This is a genomic window from Chryseobacterium sp. RLHN22 (genome assembly GCF_051011795.1).
GTDB lineage: Bacteria > Bacteroidota > Bacteroidia > Flavobacteriales > Weeksellaceae > Chryseobacterium > Chryseobacterium zhengzhouense.
The window spans coordinates 1-24,954 of the sequence record NZ_JBPCHW010000033.1; the positions used below are offsets into that span (position 1 = coordinate 1).

Annotated in this window: 22 protein-coding genes, 1 tRNA gene and 1 pseudogene; 14 read left to right on the forward strand and 10 right to left on the reverse strand. The window is 34.5% G+C overall.

Features of this window, described 5'->3' with window-relative positions; translation table 11 throughout:
* From ACR1PN_RS19290 to rsmG, 5 genes and pseudogenes are all read right to left on the reverse strand, one after another.
* Positions 1-215 (reverse strand): annotated as a pseudogene (locus ACR1PN_RS19290) (IS982 family transposase); the annotation flags it as partial.
* 101 nt (positions 216-316) lie between these two features.
* Positions 317-3,019: a PD-(D/E)XK nuclease family protein gene (locus tag ACR1PN_RS19295; protein ID WP_433981361.1), complete on the reverse strand. Its 2,703-nt coding sequence runs from the start codon at positions 3,017-3,019 to the stop codon at positions 317-319.
* Positions 3,016-3,552, reverse strand: coding sequence for a DUF922 domain-containing protein (locus ACR1PN_RS19300; protein WP_433981362.1), 537 nt, complete (start codon positions 3,550-3,552; stop codon positions 3,016-3,018). Before ACR1PN_RS19300 ends, ACR1PN_RS19295 begins: the two co-directional genes overlap by 4 nt.
* Positions 3,552-3,959 (reverse strand): hypothetical protein, encoded by a 408-nt coding sequence (locus tag ACR1PN_RS19305; RefSeq protein ID WP_433981363.1) that lies wholly within the window; start codon positions 3,957-3,959, stop codon positions 3,552-3,554. The genes ACR1PN_RS19300 and ACR1PN_RS19305 overlap by 1 nt, the downstream gene beginning before the upstream one ends.
* A gap of 63 nt (positions 3,960-4,022) precedes the next feature.
* A complete protein-coding gene (gene rsmG, locus ACR1PN_RS19310) occupies positions 4,023-4,658 on the reverse strand; it encodes a 16S rRNA (guanine(527)-N(7))-methyltransferase RsmG (RefSeq protein ID WP_378172004.1) in 636 nt (211 codons plus the stop codon).
* 91 nt (positions 4,659-4,749) lie between these two features.
* On the opposite strand from rsmG, the gene ACR1PN_RS19315 reads away from it, so the two are divergent.
* The 4 genes from ACR1PN_RS19315 to ACR1PN_RS19330 all read left to right on the forward strand — a co-directional run bounded on the left by ACR1PN_RS19315 (position 4,750) and on the right by ACR1PN_RS19330 (position 7,599).
* Entirely contained in the window at positions 4,750-5,943 is a 1,194-nt protein-coding gene (locus ACR1PN_RS19315) for a pyridoxal phosphate-dependent aminotransferase (RefSeq protein ID WP_433981364.1), read from the forward strand.
* Between the two features lie 168 nt (positions 5,944-6,111).
* The gene (locus ACR1PN_RS19320) at positions 6,112-6,744 is read left to right on the forward strand and encodes a peroxiredoxin (RefSeq protein ID WP_433981365.1); all 633 of its coding nucleotides are present in this window, start codon (positions 6,112-6,114) and stop codon (positions 6,742-6,744) included.
* Between the two features lie 298 nt (positions 6,745-7,042).
* Positions 7,043-7,348, forward strand: coding sequence for a thioredoxin family protein (locus ACR1PN_RS19325; RefSeq protein ID WP_047402181.1), 306 nt, complete (start codon positions 7,043-7,045; stop codon positions 7,346-7,348).
* A 2-nt stretch (positions 7,349-7,350) separates the two neighbouring features.
* On the forward strand, positions 7,351-7,599 hold the full coding sequence (locus tag ACR1PN_RS19330) for a DUF6952 family protein (protein ID WP_055978832.1): 249 nt from the start codon (positions 7,351-7,353) through the stop codon (positions 7,597-7,599).
* A 204-nt stretch (positions 7,600-7,803) separates the two neighbouring features.
* Here the strand turns inward: ACR1PN_RS19330 and ACR1PN_RS19335 are convergent, their stop codons facing one another.
* From ACR1PN_RS19335 to ACR1PN_RS19350, 4 genes are all read right to left on the reverse strand, one after another.
* Positions 7,804-8,490 carry a Bax inhibitor-1/YccA family protein gene (locus ACR1PN_RS19335; RefSeq protein WP_433981366.1) on the reverse strand — a complete coding sequence of 229 codons (687 nt, stop codon included), beginning with the start codon at positions 8,488-8,490 and terminating at the stop codon, positions 7,804-7,806.
* Positions 8,491-8,698: 208 nt separating this feature from the next.
* Positions 8,699-8,980, reverse strand: a complete 282-nt coding sequence (locus ACR1PN_RS19340; RefSeq protein WP_433981367.1) for a hypothetical protein — start codon at positions 8,978-8,980, stop codon at positions 8,699-8,701.
* 66 nt (positions 8,981-9,046) lie between these two features.
* Positions 9,047-9,493: a peptidylprolyl isomerase gene (locus tag ACR1PN_RS19345; protein ID WP_433981368.1), complete on the reverse strand. Its 447-nt coding sequence runs from the start codon at positions 9,491-9,493 to the stop codon at positions 9,047-9,049.
* A 48-nt stretch (positions 9,494-9,541) separates the two neighbouring features.
* On the reverse strand, positions 9,542-10,576 hold the full coding sequence (locus ACR1PN_RS19350; protein ID WP_433981369.1) for an acyl-CoA reductase: 1,035 nt from the start codon (positions 10,574-10,576) through the stop codon (positions 9,542-9,544).
* 59 nt (positions 10,577-10,635) lie between these two features.
* Here ACR1PN_RS19350 and ACR1PN_RS19355 point away from each other — a divergent pair, with 59 nt between their 5' ends.
* From ACR1PN_RS19355 to ACR1PN_RS19395, 9 genes are all read left to right on the forward strand, one after another.
* The gene (locus ACR1PN_RS19355; protein WP_378172030.1) at positions 10,636-10,986 is read left to right on the forward strand and encodes a 4Fe-4S binding protein; all 351 of its coding nucleotides are present in this window, start codon (positions 10,636-10,638) and stop codon (positions 10,984-10,986) included.
* Positions 10,987-11,112: 126 nt separating this feature from the next.
* Positions 11,113-12,177, forward strand: a complete 1,065-nt coding sequence (serC, locus tag ACR1PN_RS19360) for a 3-phosphoserine/phosphohydroxythreonine transaminase (protein WP_378172034.1) — start codon at positions 11,113-11,115, stop codon at positions 12,175-12,177.
* Between the two features lie 112 nt (positions 12,178-12,289).
* Positions 12,290-13,249 (forward strand): D-2-hydroxyacid dehydrogenase, encoded by a 960-nt coding sequence (locus ACR1PN_RS19365; RefSeq protein ID WP_433981370.1) that lies wholly within the window; start codon positions 12,290-12,292, stop codon positions 13,247-13,249.
* Positions 13,250-13,256: 7 nt separating this feature from the next.
* Positions 13,257-14,501 carry a DUF1015 domain-containing protein gene (locus tag ACR1PN_RS19370; RefSeq protein ID WP_433981371.1) on the forward strand — a complete coding sequence of 415 codons (1,245 nt, stop codon included), beginning with the start codon at positions 13,257-13,259 and terminating at the stop codon, positions 14,499-14,501.
* Positions 14,502-14,553: 52 nt separating this feature from the next.
* On the forward strand, positions 14,554-15,954 hold the full coding sequence (locus ACR1PN_RS19375) for a M28 family peptidase (protein ID WP_433981372.1): 1,401 nt from the start codon (positions 14,554-14,556) through the stop codon (positions 15,952-15,954).
* A 29-nt stretch (positions 15,955-15,983) separates the two neighbouring features.
* Positions 15,984-16,448: a hypothetical protein gene (locus tag ACR1PN_RS19380; protein WP_433981373.1), complete on the forward strand. Its 465-nt coding sequence runs from the start codon at positions 15,984-15,986 to the stop codon at positions 16,446-16,448.
* Between the two features lie 16 nt (positions 16,449-16,464).
* Positions 16,465-17,586: a M20/M25/M40 family metallo-hydrolase gene (locus ACR1PN_RS19385; protein ID WP_433981374.1), complete on the forward strand. Its 1,122-nt coding sequence runs from the start codon at positions 16,465-16,467 to the stop codon at positions 17,584-17,586.
* A 78-nt stretch (positions 17,587-17,664) separates the two neighbouring features.
* Positions 17,665-17,823, forward strand: coding sequence for a hypothetical protein (locus tag ACR1PN_RS19390; RefSeq protein WP_433981375.1), 159 nt, complete (start codon positions 17,665-17,667; stop codon positions 17,821-17,823).
* Positions 17,824-18,252: 429 nt separating this feature from the next.
* Positions 18,253-18,340 (forward strand) — tRNA-Ser (locus ACR1PN_RS19395).
* Positions 18,341-18,765: 425 nt separating this feature from the next.
* Here the strand turns inward: ACR1PN_RS19395 and ACR1PN_RS19400 are convergent.
* Entirely contained in the window at positions 18,766-19,791 is a 1,026-nt protein-coding gene (locus ACR1PN_RS19400; RefSeq protein ID WP_433981376.1) for a methyltransferase, read from the reverse strand.
* Between the two features lie 102 nt (positions 19,792-19,893).
* Here ACR1PN_RS19400 and ACR1PN_RS19405 point away from each other — a divergent pair, with 102 nt between their 5' ends.
* Positions 19,894-24,846, forward strand: coding sequence for an amino acid adenylation domain-containing protein (locus ACR1PN_RS19405; protein WP_433981377.1), 4,953 nt, complete (start codon positions 19,894-19,896; stop codon positions 24,844-24,846).
* The last annotated feature ends 108 nt before the right edge of the window (positions 24,847-24,954 follow it).

The following is a 24,954-nucleotide window of genomic DNA, read 5'->3' on the forward strand; positions in this document are numbered from 1 at the left end:
ACGTAACCCTGGTAAAAGTGCTTGAGGTTTTTGAATGCACCGTAATGAAACAGGATCATAATAGTCATTACTTCACTTTGAGACATGGCAGATTTTCGGTATCGGATCTTAATTTTTGGATCTTTCAGAGCATAATCTTTGAGAACGTTATCAAATTCTTTAAAAAATTCATCAACAATGTAATAAATAGTTGTAATTTTATCATCAGAAATCATAGCAGAAATTTTAGTTAAATATTTGAATTTCAATACCTTAAATATACTAATTTTTCTGCTTTTTTTATCATAAATTTATTTATTATTATCCCGAACTCACGTTAATTAGTATTGTAAGTTTTCACATTCTCGATAAAGCTTATTTCAGGATTTAAAATTTCAAGAATTAAATTCTGAATAGAAACCATCGCATCTTCAAGCTGTCCCTGAGCGAATTCAAGCAATACTACTCCTTTTTTTGCATCCGCAAAACTCCAGATACCGGTTTCTACGGGATAACCCCAAAATTCGGGAAGACTTTGAATAACATACTGATACAGACAAAGCTGCATTGCCTGTTTTCTGTCGCTGTTTTGAAAGTAATCAGCTTTATTGAGTTCATCAATCTTGACAGTTAAGTTTTTTGTTTTAGCCGTTTTATAATCAATAATTCGGATGGTGCCGTTAAGCTTATCAATCCGGTCGATGAAACCAAAGAAAGAAACCTTATCAGATTTTTCTTCATTGAGATAAAAATCGATACCTTCAAAACGTCTTTCAATATCAATAATTTCTAAAGAATTTCCTGCTTTAATCAATTCCAGATCGTGATTCAGGATATTCTCAATCACCTTTTTGGCAATTGCTTTATGGATGTAATTCATCCCTTTATTGTAAAACTCAGGCTGATGTTTGAGTTTCTCAATGGCAATTTCAATAAATTCATCTATTCGTTTAATTGAATTCTGTAAATCACTTATTTTTAAAATTTTACCCTTTAGTACTTCATAAACTTCTTGAAGAGTATAATGCACTAAATTTCCGTAATTTCTAATTGATAATTCTTCTTCAATTTCATCAGCTTCGGAAGTATTCAGAATTTTAGAAAGATAAAAATCAACCGGATTGTAGAGATAGCTCGTCAAATGAGAGGCAGAAACTTTTTCTTTCCATTTTAAAAGCTGTTGCTGAACAATTTCAGTTTTAAAAATTTCGATGGGCTGACTTAAAATCGGTTCGGAAGAATTTTCAACAATAATATGTTCAATTTTGTGAGAACTTTCCATTTCAATCTGAGTGATAAACCTGCTCTTTTCTCCCGTATTTACACCTGAACTTAAAGCATTAAAAAGCAAATGCACATTCTTCGCATCCTGAATCAAGCGGTAAAAATGATAGGCATAAATACTGTCATTTTCAAGAAAGGTATGCAAATCAAAATGCCTTCTGATATCAAAAGGAATATAGGTGTTTTGTGAGTTTCCCAAAGGTAACTTGCCTTCGTTGACTGACAGAAGAATTACATTTTCAAAATTTAAAAGACGTGTTTCCAGTAATCCCATGACCTGAAGTCCTTTCAAAGGTTCTCCCTGAAAATCTATACTTTCAGAATTGATGTGCTGATTAATCAGAATCTCAAGTGTTTCCATTTTGATTTCAAAACCGTAAGGTGTAATCTGATTTTTGATAATTCTGAATGCATTCTCGAAATGAGAAACGTTCTCGTATTGAATATCATCAAGTTCGAGCCATTTTATTTGACGGCAAAATTCAATCAAATCATCCAAAAATCTATAAGCAGACTCGGTTTTCTGAAGCAAATTAAAATAAGAAAGATTTCCAAGCAATTCTCTTAGCAGTTTTTGAGAAATATAAACGATGTTCCTTTCTTCGATTTTAGATTTAAATTCGTTAATAATTACATCGTCTTCATCGGATTTCGGCAGTTCTTCAAGAATAGGAAAAACATCCCGGTAATAGTAAGAACTTTTATTTTTCTCTAATTGCTTCTGTAGATAAAACAGTTGTTTTACCGCATTTGAAAATGAAAGGTTTTTTAGCGGAAAACCCATTGTAATATTGAGGTTTTCAACATCGTGCATCACATCCAGACTTGCAGGAAGAAGATTCTCGTCAAGCAAAACGACAGCTGTATTGGTGAATGTTTTATTGTCAATAGCTGAAAATAATTCAGGAAGAATTTTGGTTTGTGTAACGTTTCCAGAAACTTCGTATACCTTTATATTTTTAGGCTGATTAAAATCATTTTCAATCCAATTGAAAGCTCTGCTGTCATTGAATTCTTTCCACATTTTATGATTTCTGAGGAATTTTCCGGCTTCCTGTCTTTCATCATCAAAATAATATTTGTCTGCATGAAAGAAACATTGTGCTTTGTCCCATTGCAAAAGATTTCTAACCAGCTTTTCTTCTACCGGAGTAAAGGCATTAAAGCCACAGAAAACAAAATTCTCTTTACTTTTTTTTGCAAATTCTTCGATTTTGGTTTTAGCAGATTCGTGAATCATTCCGGGAGTTGCCCAGTTTTTTTCCTTTAACCTATCCTTCAAAACCGGAAGAAAAACATTCATGTTCCTCCAGAAATTAAGAAACTTTTTTCGGGGAACATCATTATCGTCACCTAAATCCTGTGCCCATTCTTTAATACGTTCTTCATCAAACATATAATGCAAAACCGCTGTATCAGAATCTGAAAATTTCAGAATATCGTCCCAGTCTTTCTGAAGCGTGGGAAACCATTTTAAAAAATCAGAAAAATCATCATTGGGAACAAGATTTAAACTTTTATAAACTTCAAACGCAAAAAGCCATAAAGAAATCCCCTGAATGGTTTGTTTATCAACAATATTGACAATCAGTTCCTCAATGGTATAAAAAGTAGGAAGAAATCCCGAATAATTATGCTCTTCCAGAATCTGACGTATAAAAACAATTGGTCTTTTTCCGGGAAGAACAATATTAAATTGCGATAAATCATTATTCTGAACAAAAAGCTCATCAATGATTTTGTTTAGAAATTTCAAGTTTTCTGGTAGTTTTTTAATTTTTCGAGTTCCTCGCTGATCAAAGCATTATATTCAGCCTGTTTTTCTTTATTCATGCCGTGTTCTGTGATACGATCATAAGCAGCCTGAAAGTTTTTATATTCAGAAGAAATTTTAGCATAAATTCCTTTAAACAACTTATTATAATCTGCAGTAGTTTTTATTTTTTCTGAAACTTCTTTTCTCAATTTCCTGGCATGGATTTCAGCAATATCGAAATGTTTCTGTTCGTGAAGAAGCACATAATCATTAATTCTTTTATCGTCTTTCCAGGATTTTTCTTCATTAAAAACGGTTTCAATCGTCATTTTTACGGTAACTTTCGGGTCACTCGAAGTAATGGCAGAGTATTCCCAGCCGCAATGGGTATAGGCTACAACTGTAGAACCGCCTAAATTATTACGTTTGCTTTTAAAATTAGCCCAAACCAGTTTTCGGTCTTCGCTCCAGTAAATCTTTTGAGCTGATAATCCGCTATAAATCAATAAGAAAACGATTGAAAAAAACTTCATTATTCCACTACAATTGTTTTTGTGATCCAGTTATTATCCCCGCTCCAGAATCTGAAAGTATACTTTCCTGCTTTCTGCGGTCTGAAATTGATTTGGTTAGCTCCTGTGTAGGTTGCCTGTGTACAAGGACCGTTGGTTGTAAACTGATACGCAGTAACATCTCTTTCAATATCTGACAAATGAATGTAATCATATCCGTAAAAGCCTTTACACCCTGATGAATACGTAGAATATGTTCTTATACTCTGCACAGAGAACACATCCATGGTGTCATTCACTATTTTTACGCTGTCAATTTTTACTTTATCTATCGATTCGATTGTCTGATAATCGTCATCATCCTTGCATGAAGTAAGAAAAACACTTAAACCTAAAACAATAAAACTTATTTTTAGAAGAGATTTCATGAGGTGGGATTTGAATTAAATTCTAATTAAAATTAACAAAAATTATTCTTTATTAACGTCAAATTACGAATTAAAATTGCCTTTAGATAAATAAACTACCTTTTTGGTATCAAAAAACTCTTCATCAAAATAATTTTTAAGATTAAAAAGCTCGCATTTTAATCCTGCCAATTCTTCTGCCAAATCGCCTCCTTTCAAATAAAGAACTCCGTTATGCTTTGGGTTGAACTGTTCTTTTTCAAATTTTCCTTTGAGCCATCTTAAAAATTCGGGCATCTGGGTAACGGCACGACTTACGACAAAGTGAAATTTTTCTTTTACTTTTTCTGCTCTGCCATGAATCGGAGTCACATTCGTTAAGCCAACTCCTTCTGCAACTGCAGTCACTACTGTAATTTTTTTTCCGATAGAATCAATTAAAGTAAATTCAGTTTCAGGAAATAAAATGGCCAATGGAATTCCAGGAAAGCCACCACCTGTTCCGATATCCAGAACCTTGGTTTTCGGAGCAAATTCCATTACTTTTGCTATCCCTAAAGAATGAAGAATATGCTTCTCATAAAGGGATTCCATGTCTTTTCTGGAAATAACGTTTATTTTTTCGTTCCATTCTCCATAAAGACTTTCAAGCTTTGTAAATTGCTCTATCTGTTTTTCTGTAAGGTCCGGGAAATATTTTAGGATAGTTGATATCGACATAAAAGTAATTGTAAACGGCAAAAATAAGTTTTATTCACATTTTATTCAAATTAAGTTTTTATATATATTTGTTAAAAAGACAAAACAGTATATGGATAAACTTTCAGACAGAGTAAAAAGATTAGGCTACTCTCAGACTTTCGTCATGTCTAACAAAGCAAGGGAAATGAAAGCCAATGGAATAGACGTAATCAGCTTAACATTGGGCGAACCCGATTTCGACGTTCCGGATAATATAAAACAGGCTGCGTTCGACGCAATTAACGAAAATTACAGCCACTACTCTCCTGTTCCGGGTTTTTTGGAACTTCGTCAGGCTATTTCTGAAAAGTTAAAAAGAGATAATCAATTAGATTATAAACCAACGCAAATTTGTGTTTCAAATGGAGCGAAACAGGCAATCATTAATGTTTTAGCAGCGATTGTTAATGATGGAGATGAAGTAATTCTTCCTACACCTTACTGGGTAAGCTATGATGAAATGGTAAAAATGATGGGCGGAAATTCTGTTATGCTTCCTACTTCTTATGTTACCGATTTTAAAATCACAGCAGAACAGCTTGAAGAGGCAATTAACGAGAAAACTAAAGCCATTCTTTTCAGCTCACCTTGTAATCCTTCAGGTGGATATTATACATACGATGAACTAAAATCTTTAGCAAAAGTAATTGCTAAATATCCTCATGTAACGGTAATTTCAGATGAAATCTACGAGTACATCAACTACGAAACAAAGACTGCTTCTATTGCACAGTTCCCCGAGGTTTATGAGCAAACTGCTGTAATTAACGGGATGTCTAAAGCTTTCGCAATGACAGGCTGGAGAATCGGTTATTCGGCTTGTCCGGAATGGCTGGCAAAAGCTTGTGAAAAAGTTCAGGGACAAATGACGAGCGGCGCAAATACGGTTGCTCAAAGAGCTTCGATTGTTGCTTTAAAAACTGATCCTTCAGAATATAAATACATGATCGACGCTTTTAAGGAGAGAAGAGATTTGATGTATGATCTTATTAAAGAAATTCCAGGATTTAAAGTTCTTTTGCCTAAAGCTGCATTCTACTTCTTCCCTGATATTTCTTATTATATAGGAAAAACTTTAAACGGAACCGAAATAAAAGATGCTGATGATTTCGCTATGTTTATTTTAGAAAATGCTCATGTGGGCTGTGTTGGAGGCGTTTCTTTCGGCAGTCCGGAATGTATAAGATTTTCTTATGCAGCCTCTGAAGAAGAATTGAAAGAAGCGATGAGAAGAATCAAGCATCTTTTGGAAACTGTAAGCTAAAAAATCTCATTTATAATAGATTATAATTAAAAAGCTCTGGTTTCAGGGCTTTTTTCAGTTATTTAGATTAAAAACAATTATAGATTTTATTTATTAGGAACTATTTTTTCGATAGATGAATCTATGTATATTTGCACTGTAAAAATTAAATCAAAAAATTAGAAAATTATGTCTTTAGTAGGAAAAAAATTCCCAAATGTAACAGTAGATGCAATGTCTGAAATGGGTGATGATTTAAGAATCAACATCTTTGAAGAAGCAGTAAACAATCAACAAAAAGTTATCTTGTTCTGGTACCCGAAAGATTTCACTTTTGTTTGTCCGACCGAACTTCACGCTTTCCAGGAAGCTTTAGGTGAGTTCGAAAAAAGAAACACGAAAGTAATCGGAGCTTCTTGTGACACCAACGAAGTACACTTCGCTTGGTTAAACGTATCAAAAGATAACGGAGGTATTGAAGGGGTAACCTATCCACTTTTAGCTGATACTCATAGACAATTGGCAAACATTTTAGGAATTGTAGATCAGGATTTCGAATACAATGAAGATGGTGAAGAAGTTTTCACTGGTTCTAACGTAACTTACAGAGCAACTTACCTTATCGACGAAACTGGAAAAATCTTCCATGAGTCTGTAAACGATATGCCTCTTGGTAGAAACGTAAAAGAATATTTAAGATTAATCGACGCTTACACTCACGTTCAGAAGCACGGTGAAGTTTGCCCTGCAAACTGGGAGGAAGGTAAAGAAGCTATGAAAGCTGACAGAACTTCTACTGCTGAGTATTTGGCTAAGAACTAATACAATGTGTTAATTTGAAAATGAGATAATTTGAAAATTAATCACATGATTACTTTAAGGATTATCTCATTTTCTGTTTCTAAGAGCAGGTTTAAGTTTTATTATTTTAAATTCTATATGATTAACTTTTAGTTTTTCTCAATCAGTTTTTGATATAATTCTCGCTGATTTTGCTGATTCAGCAGATCTATTTTTAATGTTTTTAATCTGCTAAATCTTTAAAATAGAGAGACTATAAATTTAAACATACTCTAAGCATTTTCAAATTAATCAATTTCCAAATTTTCAAATTAAAATTATGTATACAGAATTAACAGAAGATACGCTACAAAATATTGTAAGCGACAATGAAAAAGTGGTTGTGCAGTACGGCGCTACATGGTGCGGAAACTGCAGAATCATGAAGCCGAAATTCAAAAAACTGGCGTCTGAAAACGACAGCATTCCTTTCCTTTATGTAGATGCAGAAAAATTACCGGAAAGTAGAAAATTGGCTAAAGTTGATAACTTACCTACTTTTGCAATCTTCAAAAACGGAGAATTGGTGAACCAGGTTCAGTCTAATCAGGCAGAAAGTTTAATTAACTTATTTAACGAATTGTAATTATGAAATTACCCATAATCAGACAGTTTTATCAAAATCAGACTCCTGAAAATCTTGAAAAAACGCTAGAAGTTTTAGAGAGCTTCACCGAGTTCAGAGGAACTACAGAAGAAGATATGAACGTTGCCGGAGAATTAATTACCAATATCTGCGGAGCTTTGGAAGTTCATGCCAATGTACAGAACGGAATGAGTGAAAAAGATGCCTTAAACTCATTTGCGCAAAAGGTTTTAGGATCGATTGACAAATAATTTTAAACACTAATTCCACTAATATTTTTCACGAATCTGTACAAATATTCTTATTAAAATTGTGTCATTTGTGATAAAATTAGTGCCATTTGTGTTTAGAAAAACCAAAAATAAAATCCCGATGAAAAGACATCAGGATTTTTTGAGTTTATAAAGTTTTGAAAGATTTTCATAATTCAAAACTCATATTTTATAACTTTTAAATTAGCTTCTTCTGCTCATTAAAATTCTTAAAATATACCAGAACAATAACATAATTGAAGCAAACAGCTGTAAAGAAGCTCCAACATACTGATTTGTCGTGTAACCATCTTTAAGCTTACTTGTCTGATATAAAATAGTTGCAGAAGCAAGAATTACCATTCCCACCGAAAACCAGAGTCCAAGATTGAAGCCGAAGATTGCTCCACCTACGATCAATCCCAAAGCAATAAAACCTCCGATTACAATAATATTTCTGAGGAATGAAAAATCTCTTTTAGAAGTAAATGCTACTGCAGAAATTCCTGCAAACATAGCGATTGTTAGGGTTGCAGCCTGCAAAATTACAGCAGTTCCTGCACTTGCAACAGCCATATAAATTAATGGAAGAAAAATTACTGCTTCCAATAAAACATAAAAAGCCAACCCGAAATACTGGGTCGATTTACTTTGAGATAAAGACCATTTTGTAGCCAGAAAAGAAGCCAGCCAAAATACACCGATCACCAATAGCCAAGTATATTTTTGCGCAAACATCAAGCCGATTAATTCCGGTGGTACAACGTTCAGTAAAACGGTTTCAACACCAATAAATGCAAGAATAGCAAAAGCTACATGCAAATACGTTTTCTTATAAAATTCAGCCTTTTCTACATCCGAAGAATGTGAAACCAAAACATCTGTCATCATAGTTATTTTATTTTCAAATAATTTTATTTCTTAATCTTGTAAGGTTTAATTCCTAATATTTTTCCGTCAGTTTCAAAAACCGCCGTGATAATTTCCTTAGGTTCTGCGGCCTTGTCATCAGAATATTTGTACTGAATCATAGGAACGCTGGTTCCCGTCAATCAGAGGTTTGTAACCCGTTTTTACAATATCAAACGTTTTATTGGTATTAATGTCTGTTGACAACTTTTTGTATACAGCTTCTGTGACCATTTTTTTTTGCCTTGTCAGACAATAAAGCATCCATCGCAGCACGATCTGAAGCCTTGAGAGCTGCAATGAATTTCAAAAACTTTTCATGATAAAGATCCTTTTCTTTTTTGCTTAAACTTAGAGCATCGTTCGTGTTCTCGATTTTATTCTTCATGTTTTCAACTTTCGCATCTGTCTTTTTTTGTGATAAAAAAAGTTGAACCGATAAAACAGAAAGAATTAAAAATATTTTTCTCATGCAATTTTAATTGTTTTTGATAAACAACAAACGAAATTACGAACTACTTATTTTTTTCGGAATCAATTATTTGCTGTAATCAGGTTTTACTCCAAGAATCTTACCGTCATTTTCAAAAATGACCGTAATAAGATCTCTCGGCGGATTTTGTTTATCATCTTCATATTTATATTGAATGGCTGGATACGTTTGATTATCAAGTAATTTCTGGTATCCAGACTGGTAAACCTCTGTTTTTCTTTCAAAACTGATTCCTCCGGAAAGCGTCTGGATCATTTTTTCATTAACTAAATTCTTTACTTTTTCTGAAATCAGACCTGAAACCGCATTTTTGTCTGATGCTTTCAGAGCGGCAACAAATTTCGAAAACGACTGATTATAAAGTTCAATTTTATCTTTTGCAATAGGAGTAGCAATATCCATCGGAGGATTTTGTATTTCTACTTTAGCAACATTCTGTGCCATTGCAAATGATACTGCAAATAGACTCAAAACCGTAAATAGCTTTTTCATAATAGAATAAATTTGAAATTTTGGTGAAACTAATGTAAGCTAAAAAAATTAAATAACCTCTAAAAACTTCATCGTATCAACATTGTCTGCATAAGTATTTAATGAAGGATTCTGTGCCTCTCCGAAAGGAATAGATTCGAGACCCAATTCGTTTTTTGCAACAATACACTGAATATTTTCCTCATTTTCAGCAATAAAATTTTTCACTTCATTCAATGAAGAATATCTGCTGAAGTTAATCACAGAAAGCGGACTGAACAACTTGTCATCTTCTTTCAGCATCACAAAATTATTATCCCAGAATTTATCCTGATTCAAAAGATAAACCGCTCTGTTATAGTCATAATTATTGGCATATTTATTATGATTGATGATTTCTTTAAAATCTAAGAAACTCTCAAACAACCTGTCAATTACAAAATCTTCCGGGATGAAAACTCGGGTAACATTTCTGCATCCCAAACCAAAATAAAGGAAAATATCATTCGCCAATAATTTCAAATCCTCCTCAGTTTCATCACCTTTTAAAACCGCAACTGAAGTTCTGTTTTTTCTGATGATACTCAAATGATTTTTGAAATAATATTCTAAATATCTTGCCGTGTTGTTGCTTCCTGTAGCAATTACCGCGTCAAAGTTTTCCAGTCTTTCAACAAATTCGTAATTAATTTCTCCGTCAGAAAACTCTTTCCATTTTTTTAGCAAAAAAGGAATCATTAATCGGTCTTTAGAAGATAATTTAATTAAAGGAATATGATTGCTTAAAATGACTGAAATAACGTCATGAAAGCCCACCAATGGAATGTTTCCTGCAAGAATTAACCCTACTTTTTTTGATGTTTTTGATGGTGAATATTCTTTCAGCCAGCTATTTAAATTGTCAACAGTCAATAATTCAGCCCATTGTTTTAAAGCAAATTTCTGATTGTCAATTGTAAACCAAGGATTTTCAATTTCAGATCTTTTCAACACCTGCTCAAATTCTACATCAATTTCGTTATAATTGTCAGGATTTTTTGCTAAAAAATCTTTTATATAACCACTTAGTTCATTTAGTCCTAAAACTGCTTTTTCAATATTCATAATTACTTTAAAATTGGGGAATATTTTGTAATTTTGTGCAAATTTAAAAAAAATTAGCGATGGCTATTAAAATAACTGATGAATGCATTAACTGCGGGGCTTGCGAACCTGAATGTCCGAACAATGCAATTTATGAAGGAGCGGTAGACTGGAAAGCATCCGACGGTACAGAACTTTCAGGAACTGTAACCTTGCCTTCAGGTCTTACTGTAGATGCAAATGCGCCGCAAGAGCCTGTAAGTGATGACGTTTATTTTATTGTAACAGATAAATGTACAGAGTGTAAAGGGTTTCATGAGGAGCCGCAATGTGCTGCAGTTTGCCCTGTAGACTGCTGTGTTCCGGATGAAGACCATGTAGAATCTGAAGAAGCACTGCTAAACAAAAAAGCATTCTTACACGGAGAATAACAACTACCGTCTCATAGATTATGAGGCGGTTTTTTATTTTAATTGATATAAATCTATTTTAAATACTAATGAAATCGCATATTTTTTCTATCTTGAATAAAATTTGCAAAAAACAATAATAAAGTTATGATTAAAAAGCACAATTTCAGCGCAGGACCTTGTATTTTACCGCAGGAAGTATTCGAAAAATCTGCAGCAGCCATTTTAGATTTTAACGGAATGGGGTTATCAATTCTTGAAATTTCCCATAGAAGCAAAGAGTTTGTTGCGGTGATGGATGAAGCGCGTGCTATTGTAAAAAGATTAATGAATCTTGGTGATGATTATGAAGTGCTTTATTTGGGAGGCGGCGCAAGTCTACAATTTGCAATGGTTCCTTACAATCTGATGAAAGTTGGCGGGAAAGCTGCTTATCTTGATACAGGAACCTGGGCTGCAGGAGCAATAAAAGAAGCTAAAAAAGTAGGAAGTGTAGATATTGTAGGTTCTTCAAAAGAAGAAAACTATTCTTTCATTCCAAAAGATTACAAAGTAGGTGCAGAATATGATTATTTCCATTGTACCTCAAACAATACGATCTACGGAACTCAGATGAAATCTTTCCCAGAAGTGGAAACGTTAATGGTGTGTGATATGAGTTCTGATATTTTCTCTAGACAGCTTGATTTTTCAAAATTTGATTTAATCTATGCGGGAGCTCAAAAGAATATGGGACCTGCAGGAGTGACTTTAGTGGTTGTAAAAAAAGAAATTTTAGGTAAAACCGACAGAGAAAATATGTTCTCTATTTTAGATTACAACCAACATATTTCCAAAGAATCGATGTATAATACTCCACCTGTTTTCCCTGTGTATGCATCTTTATTGACTTTACAGTACTTAGAGAAAAACGGAGGAATTGCAGCAGCTGAAGCAAGAAATGAAGCAAAAGCTAAATTATTATACGATGAAATCGATTCTAATCCATTATTCGAAACTTTCTGTGTAAAAGAAGACCGTTCTCTGATGAATGTTTCTTTCAAACTTCTGGATGAAAGTAAAAAAGAAGCGTTTGATTCTGCATGGAAAGCTGCGGGAATCAGCGGATTAAACGGACACAGAAGTTTAGGCGGTTACAGAGCAAGTCTGTACAACGCTTTGCCGATTGAAAGTGTACAGGTTTTGGTCGATGTAATGAAATCTTTACAATAAACAGATCTTAGTTTATAAAGTATTTAAGATTTATTTTTCATTATCTTAAAATTTCTTAATTTGCGCAACTGTTTTTTTAATAATAGTTCGCTTTAAATTAAATAAAAAATTCATGAGGGTTTTAGCTAACGACGGAATTTCCAAAGCCGGAGAAATTGTTTTAAAAGATGCCGGAATAGAAGTGCTCGATAACAGAGTTGCCCAGGATCACGTTGCAGATTTCATCAATGAAAACAACGTTGATGTTCTTCTGGTTCGAAGTGCAACAAAGGTTAGAAAGGATCTGATTGATGCTTGTCCGAATCTTAAAATCATCGGAAGAGGTGGTATCGGAATGGATAATATTGATGTAGAATATGCTATTGATAAAGGAATTTATATTATCAATACCCCAACTGCTTCATCAAAGTCTGTGGCAGAATTGGTTTTTGCTCATTTCTTTTCTTTAGCCAGATTTTTACATGAATCGAACAGATTAATGCCATTGGAAGGAGAAACTCATTTCGATGCAATGAAAAAATCGTTTAGCAAAGCGTACGAACTCTCAGAAAAGACATTGGGAGTGATCGGTTTTGGAAGTATTGGTCAGGAAGTGGTGAAAATGGGAATATCTTTAGGAATGAAAGTAAAAGTTCTGACAAGAAAACCAAGAACAGAAACATTGAGTTTAGAATTTTTCGACGGACAAAAGGTCAACTTTGAAATCACTTCTACCAACAATACCGATGAATTTCTGAAAGATCTTGAATTTATCAGTATTAACACCCCGCAAACTAAAGAGTATATTATAGATACTCCGCAATTTGAAAAAATGAAAGACGGTGTTTATATCGTAAATACTGCAAGAGGTGGCGTCATTAATGAAGTGACATTATTGGATTTTATAAAATCGGGAAAAGTGGCAGGAGCTGCCCTTGATGTTTTTGAAAATGAGCCAAGACCTGAGCTTATATTATTGATGAATCCGAGCCTGTCTCTTACACCGCATTTAGGAGGGAACACCGTAGATGCACAAGAAAAAATCGGTGTGGAGCTTGCCCAACAAATTATTGAAATCAAAAAGAAACTATAAATTATATATGCCTGTTTTTAAACCTTTCCGTGGAATAAGACCTCATAAAGACTATGAGGCTACATTTCCGACACATCCTTTAGATAATTTCACACAAGCTGAAATTGCCGAAAAAGCGCAAAAAGAAAAAACTTACATCAATATGATTAAACCTTATGTTGTAAGCAAATCTAAAGATGTAGACAGGAATCTGAGGAAAATCCGTTCAACATTTGAGGAGCTTCTTGAAGAAAATATTTTGGTTCAGGACAGTTCGGCATATTATCTTTACGAGCAAATTTATCCGAATAAACAGGTTTTCAGGGGGCTTTTAGGTCTTGCAAGCATTGAAGATTTCTGGGCAGGTAAAATCAAAAGGCACGAAAGTACGATTCCTGAGAGAAAAGAGAAACTGGCGCATTATCTTGATAAGGTAAATCTACAGGCAGAACCCGTTTTACTTACCTATCAGTCCAATTCAAAAATTGAATTGCTGATGAATCATGAGGAGAAAAATGTCCCTATTTTCAATCATGTTGATACAATCGGAATCAGACACAAAATCTGGAGAATCGACAACCGTCTGAAATTGCAACAGTTCAAGGAAGTGATTGATCAGATCGACTCGTTTTATATCGCAGACGGTCACCACAGAATAGGTTCTACTGCATTGCACGCAAAACGATTGAAAGATAAAAACAAAAGACATAACGGAACAGAGGCATACAATTTCGTTTACAGTTTTATTGTTTCCAACCAATCTATAAAAATTCACGATTACAACAGAATTGTGAGCAGCATCGGAGATCTTTCAACAGAAGAGTTCCTGAAAAGAATTGAAAAGTATTTCCTGATCCACGAAAAAGGAGAAACACCATACTACCCTTCTCAGAAATTCCATATTTCGATGTATCTTGATGGCAAATTCTACTCGCTTCACGTAAAGCACGATCTTCGTTCTCAGGAAATGTCTTTAGATAATTTAGACCATCATCTTTTAGACAAATATATCATTAAAGATATTCTGAATATTGAAGATTCAGACAGCTCTGATGAAATTTCCTACATCAAAGGAACTTCCAATATTGAGGGAATTAATTTATTAAAAGAAAAAATAGACAATGAAGAAGGTAAAGTAGGTTTCGGAATTTACCCGATAAGCTTTAATGATATGATCAAAATATCTGATTTAAAACTAAGTATGCCTCCAAAATGCACTTTCATTGAGCCTAAACTGGTTACTGCATTATTAATGTATGATATGAAACAATAATTACCTATTTTTTCTTTATTTTTATGCTCCGAAAAGAAAACGGTCAGTAAAAATGAAAAAAATCTTACTCATCATACTTCCACTCTTTTTGAGTGGATTTTTATTTTCTCAGAAAAAAGGTTTGGTCAGAAAACCAAAACCTACTCCTAAATTTAACTACCATGAAGAGTTTAAGAAAATATCTGACGAAATTTTTCTTCACGGAACTGCATACGATAATCTGGGCGAACTAACCAAAGGAATCGGTTCGCGATTCAGTGCAACGCCGGGGTATGCAAAAGCAACCGAATGGGCCGAAAAAAAATTAAAAGATGCTGGAGCAGAAAACATCTGGAAACAGGAAGTAAAAGTGCCTATCTGGGTCAGAGGAAAAGAATCTCTTCAGATCAAAACTTCAAACGGAGACTGGAAATCCATAAAAATGCTTTCTTTCGGTAATTCCGAAGGTACAAAAGGAAAGGATTTAATTGCTGATATTCTTTTGATAAACGATGTAAAGGAACTTGTAAATCTGAGAACGGCCGATGTAAAAGATAAAATAATTTTTGTCAACTACCCTATTGATCCAACAATCATCAGCACCGTAGATTCTTATATGATTGCTGCAAAATCTAAGCTTATATCGGCTTCGGTCATCGGTCAGAAAGGAGCAAAAGCATTAATTATAAGATCATTAACTACTGCTTCAGACGATATTCCGCATGCAAAACAGGTGTATTACGAACCTGAAGACAAAACAAGAATTCCAGCTATGACAATTGGAGTACGTTCTGCCGACGAGCTTGAAAAATTACTAAAGAAAAGTTCTGTAAAGGCTAAAATTAATATGTCTGCCGAATCAAAAGGAGAAACCATTAATCATAATATTATTGGTGAAATTCCGGGTAAAAAAGATTCAAAAGTGATTGTACTTGGTGCGCAGCTCGATTCCTGGGATTTTGCTGAAGGGGCGCACGATGACGGAACCGGAGTTGTGCAATGTATGGAAGTTTTAAGAACGTTTAAAGCTTTAGGATACGACAATAACCATACGATCAGAGTAGTTTTATATGCCAATAGTGAAAATGGAGGAATGGGCAGGGAAACCTATGCTGTACAGGTGAAAAAGAAAGAAGAAAAGCATATTTTTGCTTTAGGAACCGATTCCGGTGGATATTCGCCAAGAGGTTTTTCGCTGGATATGTCGCCGCAGAGAAGAAAACTAATTTTTGAATGGAAAAATTATTTTCTACCTTACGGTGTCTATGATTTTGACCAGACTTATGCTATTCAGGATATTGCCCCCTTGAAAAAATTAGATATTCCTTTGGCGGAAATGGTTGTCGACACCCAAAGATATTTTGACTATCATCACTCCGAAAAAGATACTTTCGATAAAGTCAACAAAAGAGAATTACTTCTCGGAGCGGTTGCTATGACGCAGCTTGTTTTTATGATTGATAAGAATTGGTAGTTTCAAAATATTAGATCATAAAATATATAATGGAAATCACACAATTAAATTTAAACCCAGAGCAGATAAATAACGAAAAAGTAAATAATCTGTATAACCAAATACAGGAAATTATTGTGAAACTTCATGATAAAAATTTACCATCAGAAACTGTGCTGTTTATTAATCAGCAAATTGATGCTGCGAGCTCCAGCATACTGAAAGATTCTCAACTGAGAAAATTTCTTAAAGATAAACAGAATACGATCATTAAAAAACTGGAAACCGATCATAAAATAGTTCCTAAAAATTACTACAGAAATCTTTGGATCGCCTTAGGAATGTCTGCTTTCGGGCTTCCTCTAGGTTTGTTGTTGGGTTTAAGTATCGGAAATATCGGTCTCATGGCGATTGGCCTTCCTATTGGTCTGGCAATTGGCGCCGGTGTAGGAAGTTCTATGGATAAAAAAGCACAGCAAGAAGGAAGACAACTTGATATGGAATTAAAATTTTAATGAAGCAAAAAAAATCATGAAAAACATCATCTCAACCGCGGTCTTATTTTTAAGCTTACCTATTTTCGGGCAGACGAAGGAGGATTCCATTCAATTTAGCAGAATTTCTGCAGAAATTTTAAATAAAGGAAAATCATACACCGAGTTAAGAGATTTAACTAAAAACATAGGTCATCGATTGAGCGGTTCTGAAGCGTATGAAAAATCGGTAAAATGGGCAGAACAAAAATTAAAAGAAGCCGGAGCCGATAAAGTCTGGCTTCAGGAAGTGATGATTCCTGTTTGGGAAAGAGGTAAAGAATCTCTAAAAATAAAAGCCGGAAACGGTAAATGGATTTCTCTGAAAATGCTTTCTCTGGGAAATTCAGAAGGTACAAAAGGCAAAGACATTTCAGGAGAAATCATCATGGTAAAATCTTTAGCCGAATACGATAAACTCAGTTCTGATCAGGTAAAAGATAAGATTGTTTTCTTCAATTACCCTTTCAGCCAATCGTACGTACAGACCTTTCATGCTTACAGCGATGCCGCCGTTTATCGTTCTACTGCTGCGTCATTAACTGCAAAAAAAGGAGGAAAATTTGCAATCGTTAGATCTTTGTCCTCTGCTTTTGATGATGTTCCGCATACAGGAGCGATGCGTTATGATAAAGATATTGAAAAAATTCCTGCCGTTGCGATCGGAAATACGATTGCAGACGAGTTGGAAACCCTTTTAAAATCACAAAAAGTTACTGCTAAACTTAATTCCAATTGCGGAATGAAGGGTGAGAAACTCTCCCACTCTGTTATTGGAGAAATCACGGGTCACAAAGATAAAAGCATTATTCTTGTCGGTGGGCATTTAGATTCCTGGGATGTCGGCGAAGGGGCACACGATGACGGAGCAGGAATTGTACAAAGCATCGAAGTGCTGAGAACTTTTAAAAATTTAGGCTTAAAAAATAATCACACCATAAGAGTTGTCTGCTTCGCTAATGAAGAAAATGGTGTAAAAGGCGGTCAACAATATGGGAAAACGGTAAAAGAGAATAACGAAAAACATCTTTTTGCTTTAGAATCTGATGCGGGAGGATTTTCACCAAGAGGAATTGCTCTGGAAATGGATGAAAATAAGATCAAACAAATCAAAAGCTGATCGTCTTTATTCTTACCCTATGGAGCTTATGATTTCGAAGGAAGATACTCAGGAACTGATATTTATCCTTTAAAAGATATGGGAATTCCTACGGCAGAATTGGTACCGGATTCGCAGAGGTATTTTGATATTCATCACACCGAAGAAGATACTTTTGAAAAAGTCAACCGTCGCGAATTATTATTAGGAGCAACGATTATGACGCAGATGACCTATATGATTGATAAACATTGGTAAAGATAAATCAGTTTTACGGCTCGATCATTGAGGTTTAGAATTCTTAATGAAAGCCAATCTTTGAAAGAAGGTCAAAAAAGGCACCAATATACTTAAATGTACCAGATTAACTGTTATCTAAAACATCAGATTTCTTTACTAAATTTAAGAATTTTAAATGATGTTAGACATCTAAAATTTTATATTCTCGATTTTGTACATTCAAATATATTGTTGCCCTGATAAAAATCTTGAAGCTGAATGGAAACGTTATCAGGAAATCGCCGATCCAATAGTATATGACGAAGCTATAGAAGAAATTTAAAAGTCTAATATCCTCATTCTTTGATCAATAAAATGAAATTTAAAATAATTATCATTTTTTCCTTTGTCATAACGAAAAAACACTTTATATTTGCACCACTGAAAACGAGAGATCGTAGCAAGTAAGGAGAGTTGGCAGAGTGGTCGATTGCGGCAGTCTTGAAAACTGTTGACTGTAACAGGTCCGGGGGTTCGAATCCCTCACTCTCCGCCAGGTTAGAAACCAAAACAAGCTAAAACGCTGTAAACATCAATGCTTACAGCGTTTTTTGTTTTGCGTTAGTATCAAAGAAAATCAAAAAAGGGATATTAAAAGTGACCTATCGTGAAAATATCAAAATAGGTCACTGAAATCTCTGGAAAACCCGACCAATAACTGGCCACTGGTCATTCATTCGAAATACAGACAGCAAGTTTCTGTGATTTGTTGAAAAATGCAGTTTGCTTATCTGATAAAAAAGCGGTCAACTTCCTTTTTGGGTTTCATTTTTTAATTTACGAATAAATTCCGATGGTGAAATATTGACCTCTTTTTTAAACATTTACGTGAAACTATCTGGTGAACTGTAATCTGGTAACCTTTTAACCGACATATTCACGATACATTTTGAGCTAATGAATACTTGTAACCCTAATCATTTATAATTTTTCACACTCAATAATACTGGAAATTTCCGTAGCTGTCTGAATCAAATTTTTAAAAGTTAACCCGGCACTTTCCAGAAGGAATTTAAATTCACTCAATGTACGTTCTTTTCCTGTTGTCATCGCCATAATATTGATGTCTAATAATTTTCCGGCGTGTGGAGTATTCTGTGAGTTATCCGGAATAACAGAATCAATAATTAGTAATTTACCTCCTACAGGCATCGCTTTTTGTATGTTTTTTAAAATCTTAATCGACTCATCATCATTCCAATCGTGGATAACCCATTTTGTCATATAAAGATCTGCACCGGCAGGAACCTCTTCAAAAAAGCTTCCACCAAATACAGTACATCTTCCTTTCAGATCCTCGGGTATATGCTGTGCTGTTTGTTCTATTACATAAGGTTCATCAAAAACAATTCCGGTACTTCCAGGTGTTGCACTTAAAACAGCAAACATCATAGCTCCGTTTCCGCCGCCTATATCTACCAACGTTTTGTATGGGGAGAAATCATAGGTATCAATAATTGTTTTTAAAACAGCACCCGACATACCTGCCATAGCTTTTGCAAGATTAACCCCAGCCTCCGGGTTTTGCTTATAATAATCCCAAACAGGCATCCCATGAGCATATTCAAAAGGTACTTTTCCTGTTTTTACACCATAAGTTAACTCCCCAAAAGCAGGATAATGCTCTCCAAGATTGGCCAAAGCCCAGGGTTTTACTGATCCCGGGACATCTGTTAATAAAGTCGAGCCAAAATCATTTAATTCAAACGCTCCATCTTCCCTTTCTTCAAATATTCCAACGCTGGTTACGGCTCTTAATAAGCGATATAGCGACTTTTCATCTGAATCAGTTTCTTTTGCTAATGCTGACAAGGTTTTAGCCCCGTTCAGGAGCTTATCTGCAATATCTAACTGCGCAACTGAGCGAATACAAGCAGCCACCCAATAGCCACTTATTAATTCATACATTTTGAAAGATAACTCTGGTTTTTTGGGCAAGTTTTCCATACAACATATTTATTAATATTAAAAATTAAATAGAATGTGAATTTAAGTATTTATTTGACATATTTTTATATTTTCAAATAAAATTAAATATAAACTAGCCAAATGAACAAAATCTCAACACAGGAAACAACTGTATTGTCTTTATTGGATAATGCGGTTATGCTGAATGCTACAAAAACAGCACTTATTTGCGAAAGTGAAAGAATTTCTTTTAAACAACTTGAAATTACTTCAAACCAATTATCAAACTACATAAACCAAAAAGGAATATTTACGGAGGTTCCTCTTTGTTTTTGTTTAGATCAATCTATAGAAAAAGTTATCGTTATGTTGTCTATCTGGAAATCGGGTGCAGCATATGTGTCGCTTGATCCGTTGTATCCTGATAATCGCTTGCAGCATATTTTAGAAGATACCAACAGCCCTATGCTAATCACTAAGAAAAAATTTGCCGAAAAATTTCATTTTTATAAAGGTGAAATTACTTTCATTGATGAAAAAAAAGAAGACATTCTTCAAATGCCTAAAGAAAATCCTGACTCCGAAGTCAAAAACGGCTTAGCCTATTTAGCCTATACCTCTGGAAGTACAGGAGCTCCGAAAGCGGTAATGGCAGAACATAAAGGATTGGGCAATTTCATACAATATTTCGGGGAATTTTTGAATACAGAAAAAGAAGATACCGCACTTAATATTTCATCATCAAATTTTGATGGAATTGTATTAGATCTTTGGGTTCCTCTTTCATTAGGGATGACAGTCTATCTTTATCCGGACAACAGAATAGTAGGTGATGCGCTGCTTAGTTACATCTGTCAAAACAATATCACTGTTCTCCCTTATTTGCCGGTCTCAATTTTGGCCACTTTACCGACTGACAAACCAATCGGAAGCTTACGAAAAATATGTACCGGTGGAGAAGCTCCGATAGTTAAAGTGATTGAATATTGGAAGACAAAAGTAGAGCTAATTAATATCTATGGCCCTACTGAAACTACCGTGGTAGTAAGCGGATTTAAATTTGATGAAACCCATCCTATCGGCACAATTGGGCAACCCTTACGTAACGTAGATTTCTATGTTCTAGATCAGGAGATGAATATTTTGCCTAATAATGAGGTTGGAGAACTTTACATTGGAGGAATCCAGGTTTCAAGAGGATATTATAATCGTCCGGATCTTACAGCTGAACGATTTTTACCGTTCACAACACCTGAGGGAAAAACAACAAGAGTATATAAAACAGGCGATCTTGTAAGACAACTGGAAGATCATACCATTGAATTTGTTGGAAGAGCGGATCAGCAAGTGAAAATCAGAGGTTTTCGGGTAGAGCCTGCAGAAATTGAAGAAAATATTAAACAGTCAAATCTTGTGGAAAACTGCGTTATCATTGTAAAACAAGCGCAAAATGATAAACAGTTAATTTGTTTTTATAAAAATAACAAAGATAAAAACACTTTTCCGGAAGCTATAAGAGCTTATTTGTTTGAACGATTACCTTTTTATATGGTTCCTTCAAAATTTTTGGAAATTCAGGAGTTTCCATTAACTGCAAATGGAAAAATTGACAAATCATTCTTAAACACCCTGGAAATCACTGAAGAAAAAAGACTTTTTTTTGTTCCACCTCAGACTGAGTTACAAAAGCAATTAGCCAATGCCTGGAGCACAATTTTAAATATAAAATCAGTTGGAGTTGATGATAATTTCTTTCAGTTTGGGGGAAATTCAATTCTGGCTTATAAACTTATCTCTTTGATCAGACAGGAATTACATCTTCCTTTACAAATCGCTGATCTTTTTTTATACCCTACCATCCTTAAATTAGAGGAATTCGTTACTGATTTAGAAAAAATAGAAGAAAATGAAACCGGGCCATCAATACCTGATCATCATCCCGTTCAATTATCTTTTCAGCAACAGAGCTTATGGTTTCTGGACAAACTATATGGCAGCGTAGCCTATAACGTGGGGGCGCTATACCCAGTCAATGAAGCTATTTCTTTACCTATTTTAGAAAAGGCCTTTAAAGCATTATTAAGAAAACACAGCATTCTAAGAACAATTATAACAGAAAAAGAAAATCAGGCTTTCCAGTCTGCAATCAGTGAAAATAACTGGATTTTAGAAAATTTATATGATGCTGAAAAAGTTCAGGAACTCATAAAAATTCCGTTCGATTTGCAAAGAGATTATATGCTCCGGGCTTATATTATTCATAAAAATGACAGGCCGGCTTCATTGTTTTTGATAGTACATCACATTGTTACAGATGGATGGTCAATGCCTTTAATTGTTCAGGAAATCAACACTTTATATTATCAAATCTCAAATAACCAGGAAGATAAAAGAGCGTTGACAGAATATAAAAATTACGTTACTTATCAATCTAAACAGGATAAAGAAAACGGAATCAATTTCTGGAAAGAATATTTGGAAGATGTTTCCGTGCTTCAGATTGCCCACGACTTCAAAAAAGAATATCCGCATCCGGATTCTGGTAAACAATATCAATTTGAAATTGATGAAAGATTAACCGCAACATTACAGAAAATTTCAGAACAGCACTCTGCCACATTGTACATCACTTTATTATCCGCTTTTGGTTTGCTAATGCAATATTACAGTGGTCAACAGGATATTTGTGTAGGAAGCCCGTTTGCTAACCGGCCTCACCGTTTTGACAAGGCCATCGGGTATTTTACCAATATGCTTCCGATCCGTATGAAAATTGATGGAAATCCTGTCTTTTCAGATTTTTTACACCAAATAAAAAATATGATTCCGCAAGTTTTTCAACACCAGGAAATTCCGTTGGAAACGATTATCAGTAATGTGATTAAAGACAGGTTTGCCGGGCACAATCCTTTATTTCAAAATGTTTTTGTCTTACAAGATCCTAATGAAAAATTTAAGCTTGCTACTCCAATAGAAAATCATAATGTTGAATGGATTTTTAATCAAAAAACAAAATTTGATTTACAATTTGAAGTGCTTCCGATTGGCAAAAAATTAAAAGTAAATATTGATTATTCTGATGTTTTATTTAAAGAAAAAACCATTACGGAAATGGCAAAAGCTTATTTGTTCATTTTAACATCAATCGCTTTTAATCCTGGTCAAAAAATTGGGGATATTGATATTTATTCTGTTTTAGAAAAGAGAAAAATTGATGAATTTGCAACCAACGAAGCGCCAAAAACTTTAGTAGCATTATTTGAACAACAGGTTGAAAAAACACCAGACAAAACCGCATTGATCCTTTCCGGGCTGGGAATTTCTTATCAGGATTTAAATAAAAAATCAAGTCATATTGCCAGTCAATTAATTGCTGCCGGAGTTAAAAGTGGAGATTTTGTTGCCTGTTATCAGGAACAGTCTATAGAGCGGGTTGCAACGCTTTTAGGGATTATAAAGTCCGGCGCCGCTTACGTTCCTTTGGATACGGCCTACCCCATTGACCGGATTAAAACGATCCTTGAGGATACAAAACCAAAATTTTTAATTACAACAGCAAAATTCGATTTAAAAAGTGAAATGGAACAACCTGTTCTTTTCATTGAAAATCTGATGAATGCTCCTTTAGAGCATATTCAGAAAAGTTACAGAGACACACATGCTCCTACCGATCTTGCTTATGTTATCCATACTTCCGGAACCACGGGACAGCCAAAAGGAGTGCTTATTGAACATCAATCCCTAGGAAATTTCATCACTGAATACGGAAATTTACTTGAACTCAGTGAACAAGATAGGACCTTGCAGTTTTCTCCCTATAATTTCGACGGTTCAGTCATTGATATGTGGATCCCGTTGACGAAAGGTGCCACCATTCATCTTTATCCAAATAATAAATTATTGGGAGACCATCTCTCCGAATTTATTGCTCAACATTCGATTTCTGCAATTCCTTTTATGTCACCTTCTGTACTTGCTACAATTCCCCAAAATGAAGATTTACCTTTATTAAAAGTAATTGGAACCGGTGCAGAGACCTGCCCACCACAAGTTAGCCAGTATTGGAAAAAACGCGCAAAACTTCTTAATATGTACGGTCCGACAGAATCTACAGTTGCGGTCAATACATTTATTTTTGATGATCTACATCCTGATAATACTATAGGAACAGCCATTAAAAATATGAAGCTATACGTTTTAGACCAATACCTTCGTCAGGTTCCCGATGGGGTTATTGGTGAGCTTTATATTTCAGGAATCCAGCTTTCAAGAGGTTATCTGAATAAACCGCAACTTACTGCAGAAAAATTTATTAAAAATCCTTTCGCCAGTAATGAAACCGGCTTCTACAGCCGAATGTATAAAACCGGAGATCAGGTGAAAATATTGTCCGACGGAATGCTGGAATATGTTGGAAGATCCGATTATCAGGTGAAAATAAGAGGCTACCGTATTGAATTGGCCGAAATCGAAAATACGCTTTGTAAAATTAAAGGGATAAAAAATGCGACAGTTCATATTCATAAAACTTTGGGGGTTGTAACATCGTTAAGAGCTTTTGTTTCCGGCGATGCTCCTATTGCTCATATTAAAAGTGAACTAAATAGGAAACTTCCTTCCTATATGATTCCCAATGAAATTTTTATGGTAGCAACAATACCTGTAAAATCAAATGGTAAAATAGATCTGGAATCGCTCAACCAAATGGCAGAAAATCTAATCAGTGAAACTACCGAAATTCAGGAAGAGCCATTAAATGATTATGAAAAAATCATCAGAGAAATATGGAGCGAAGTGCTGGAACGCAAAATCACGAGTATGGAAGACGATTTTTTTCAATTGGGAGGACATTCACTGTTACTTACAAAGCTTTACAACAAACTTTTCAAACACTTTCCTAATACAATTTCTTTGAGCGAATTATACATCAACAATTCAATAAGGAAATTAGCTTTACTGATAGAAGAAAGAGAAGCCAGGCCCGAGCTCCAAAATTATGGATTAGGGCAGGATCCGCTAAGTGAGGAAATAAAAAAAGATGCAACAATTGCTTCCGATGCTTTTAAAATTAATGTTTGTCTAGACCTGAAATAACGATACACAAAAAAGAATCGTTATGAAAGAACCATTAGAATCGCTTTATGTAAAGCGTACACAGAAAGATTACAGTTTAAGTTTGAAACTTCAGATTGTAAAAGAAAT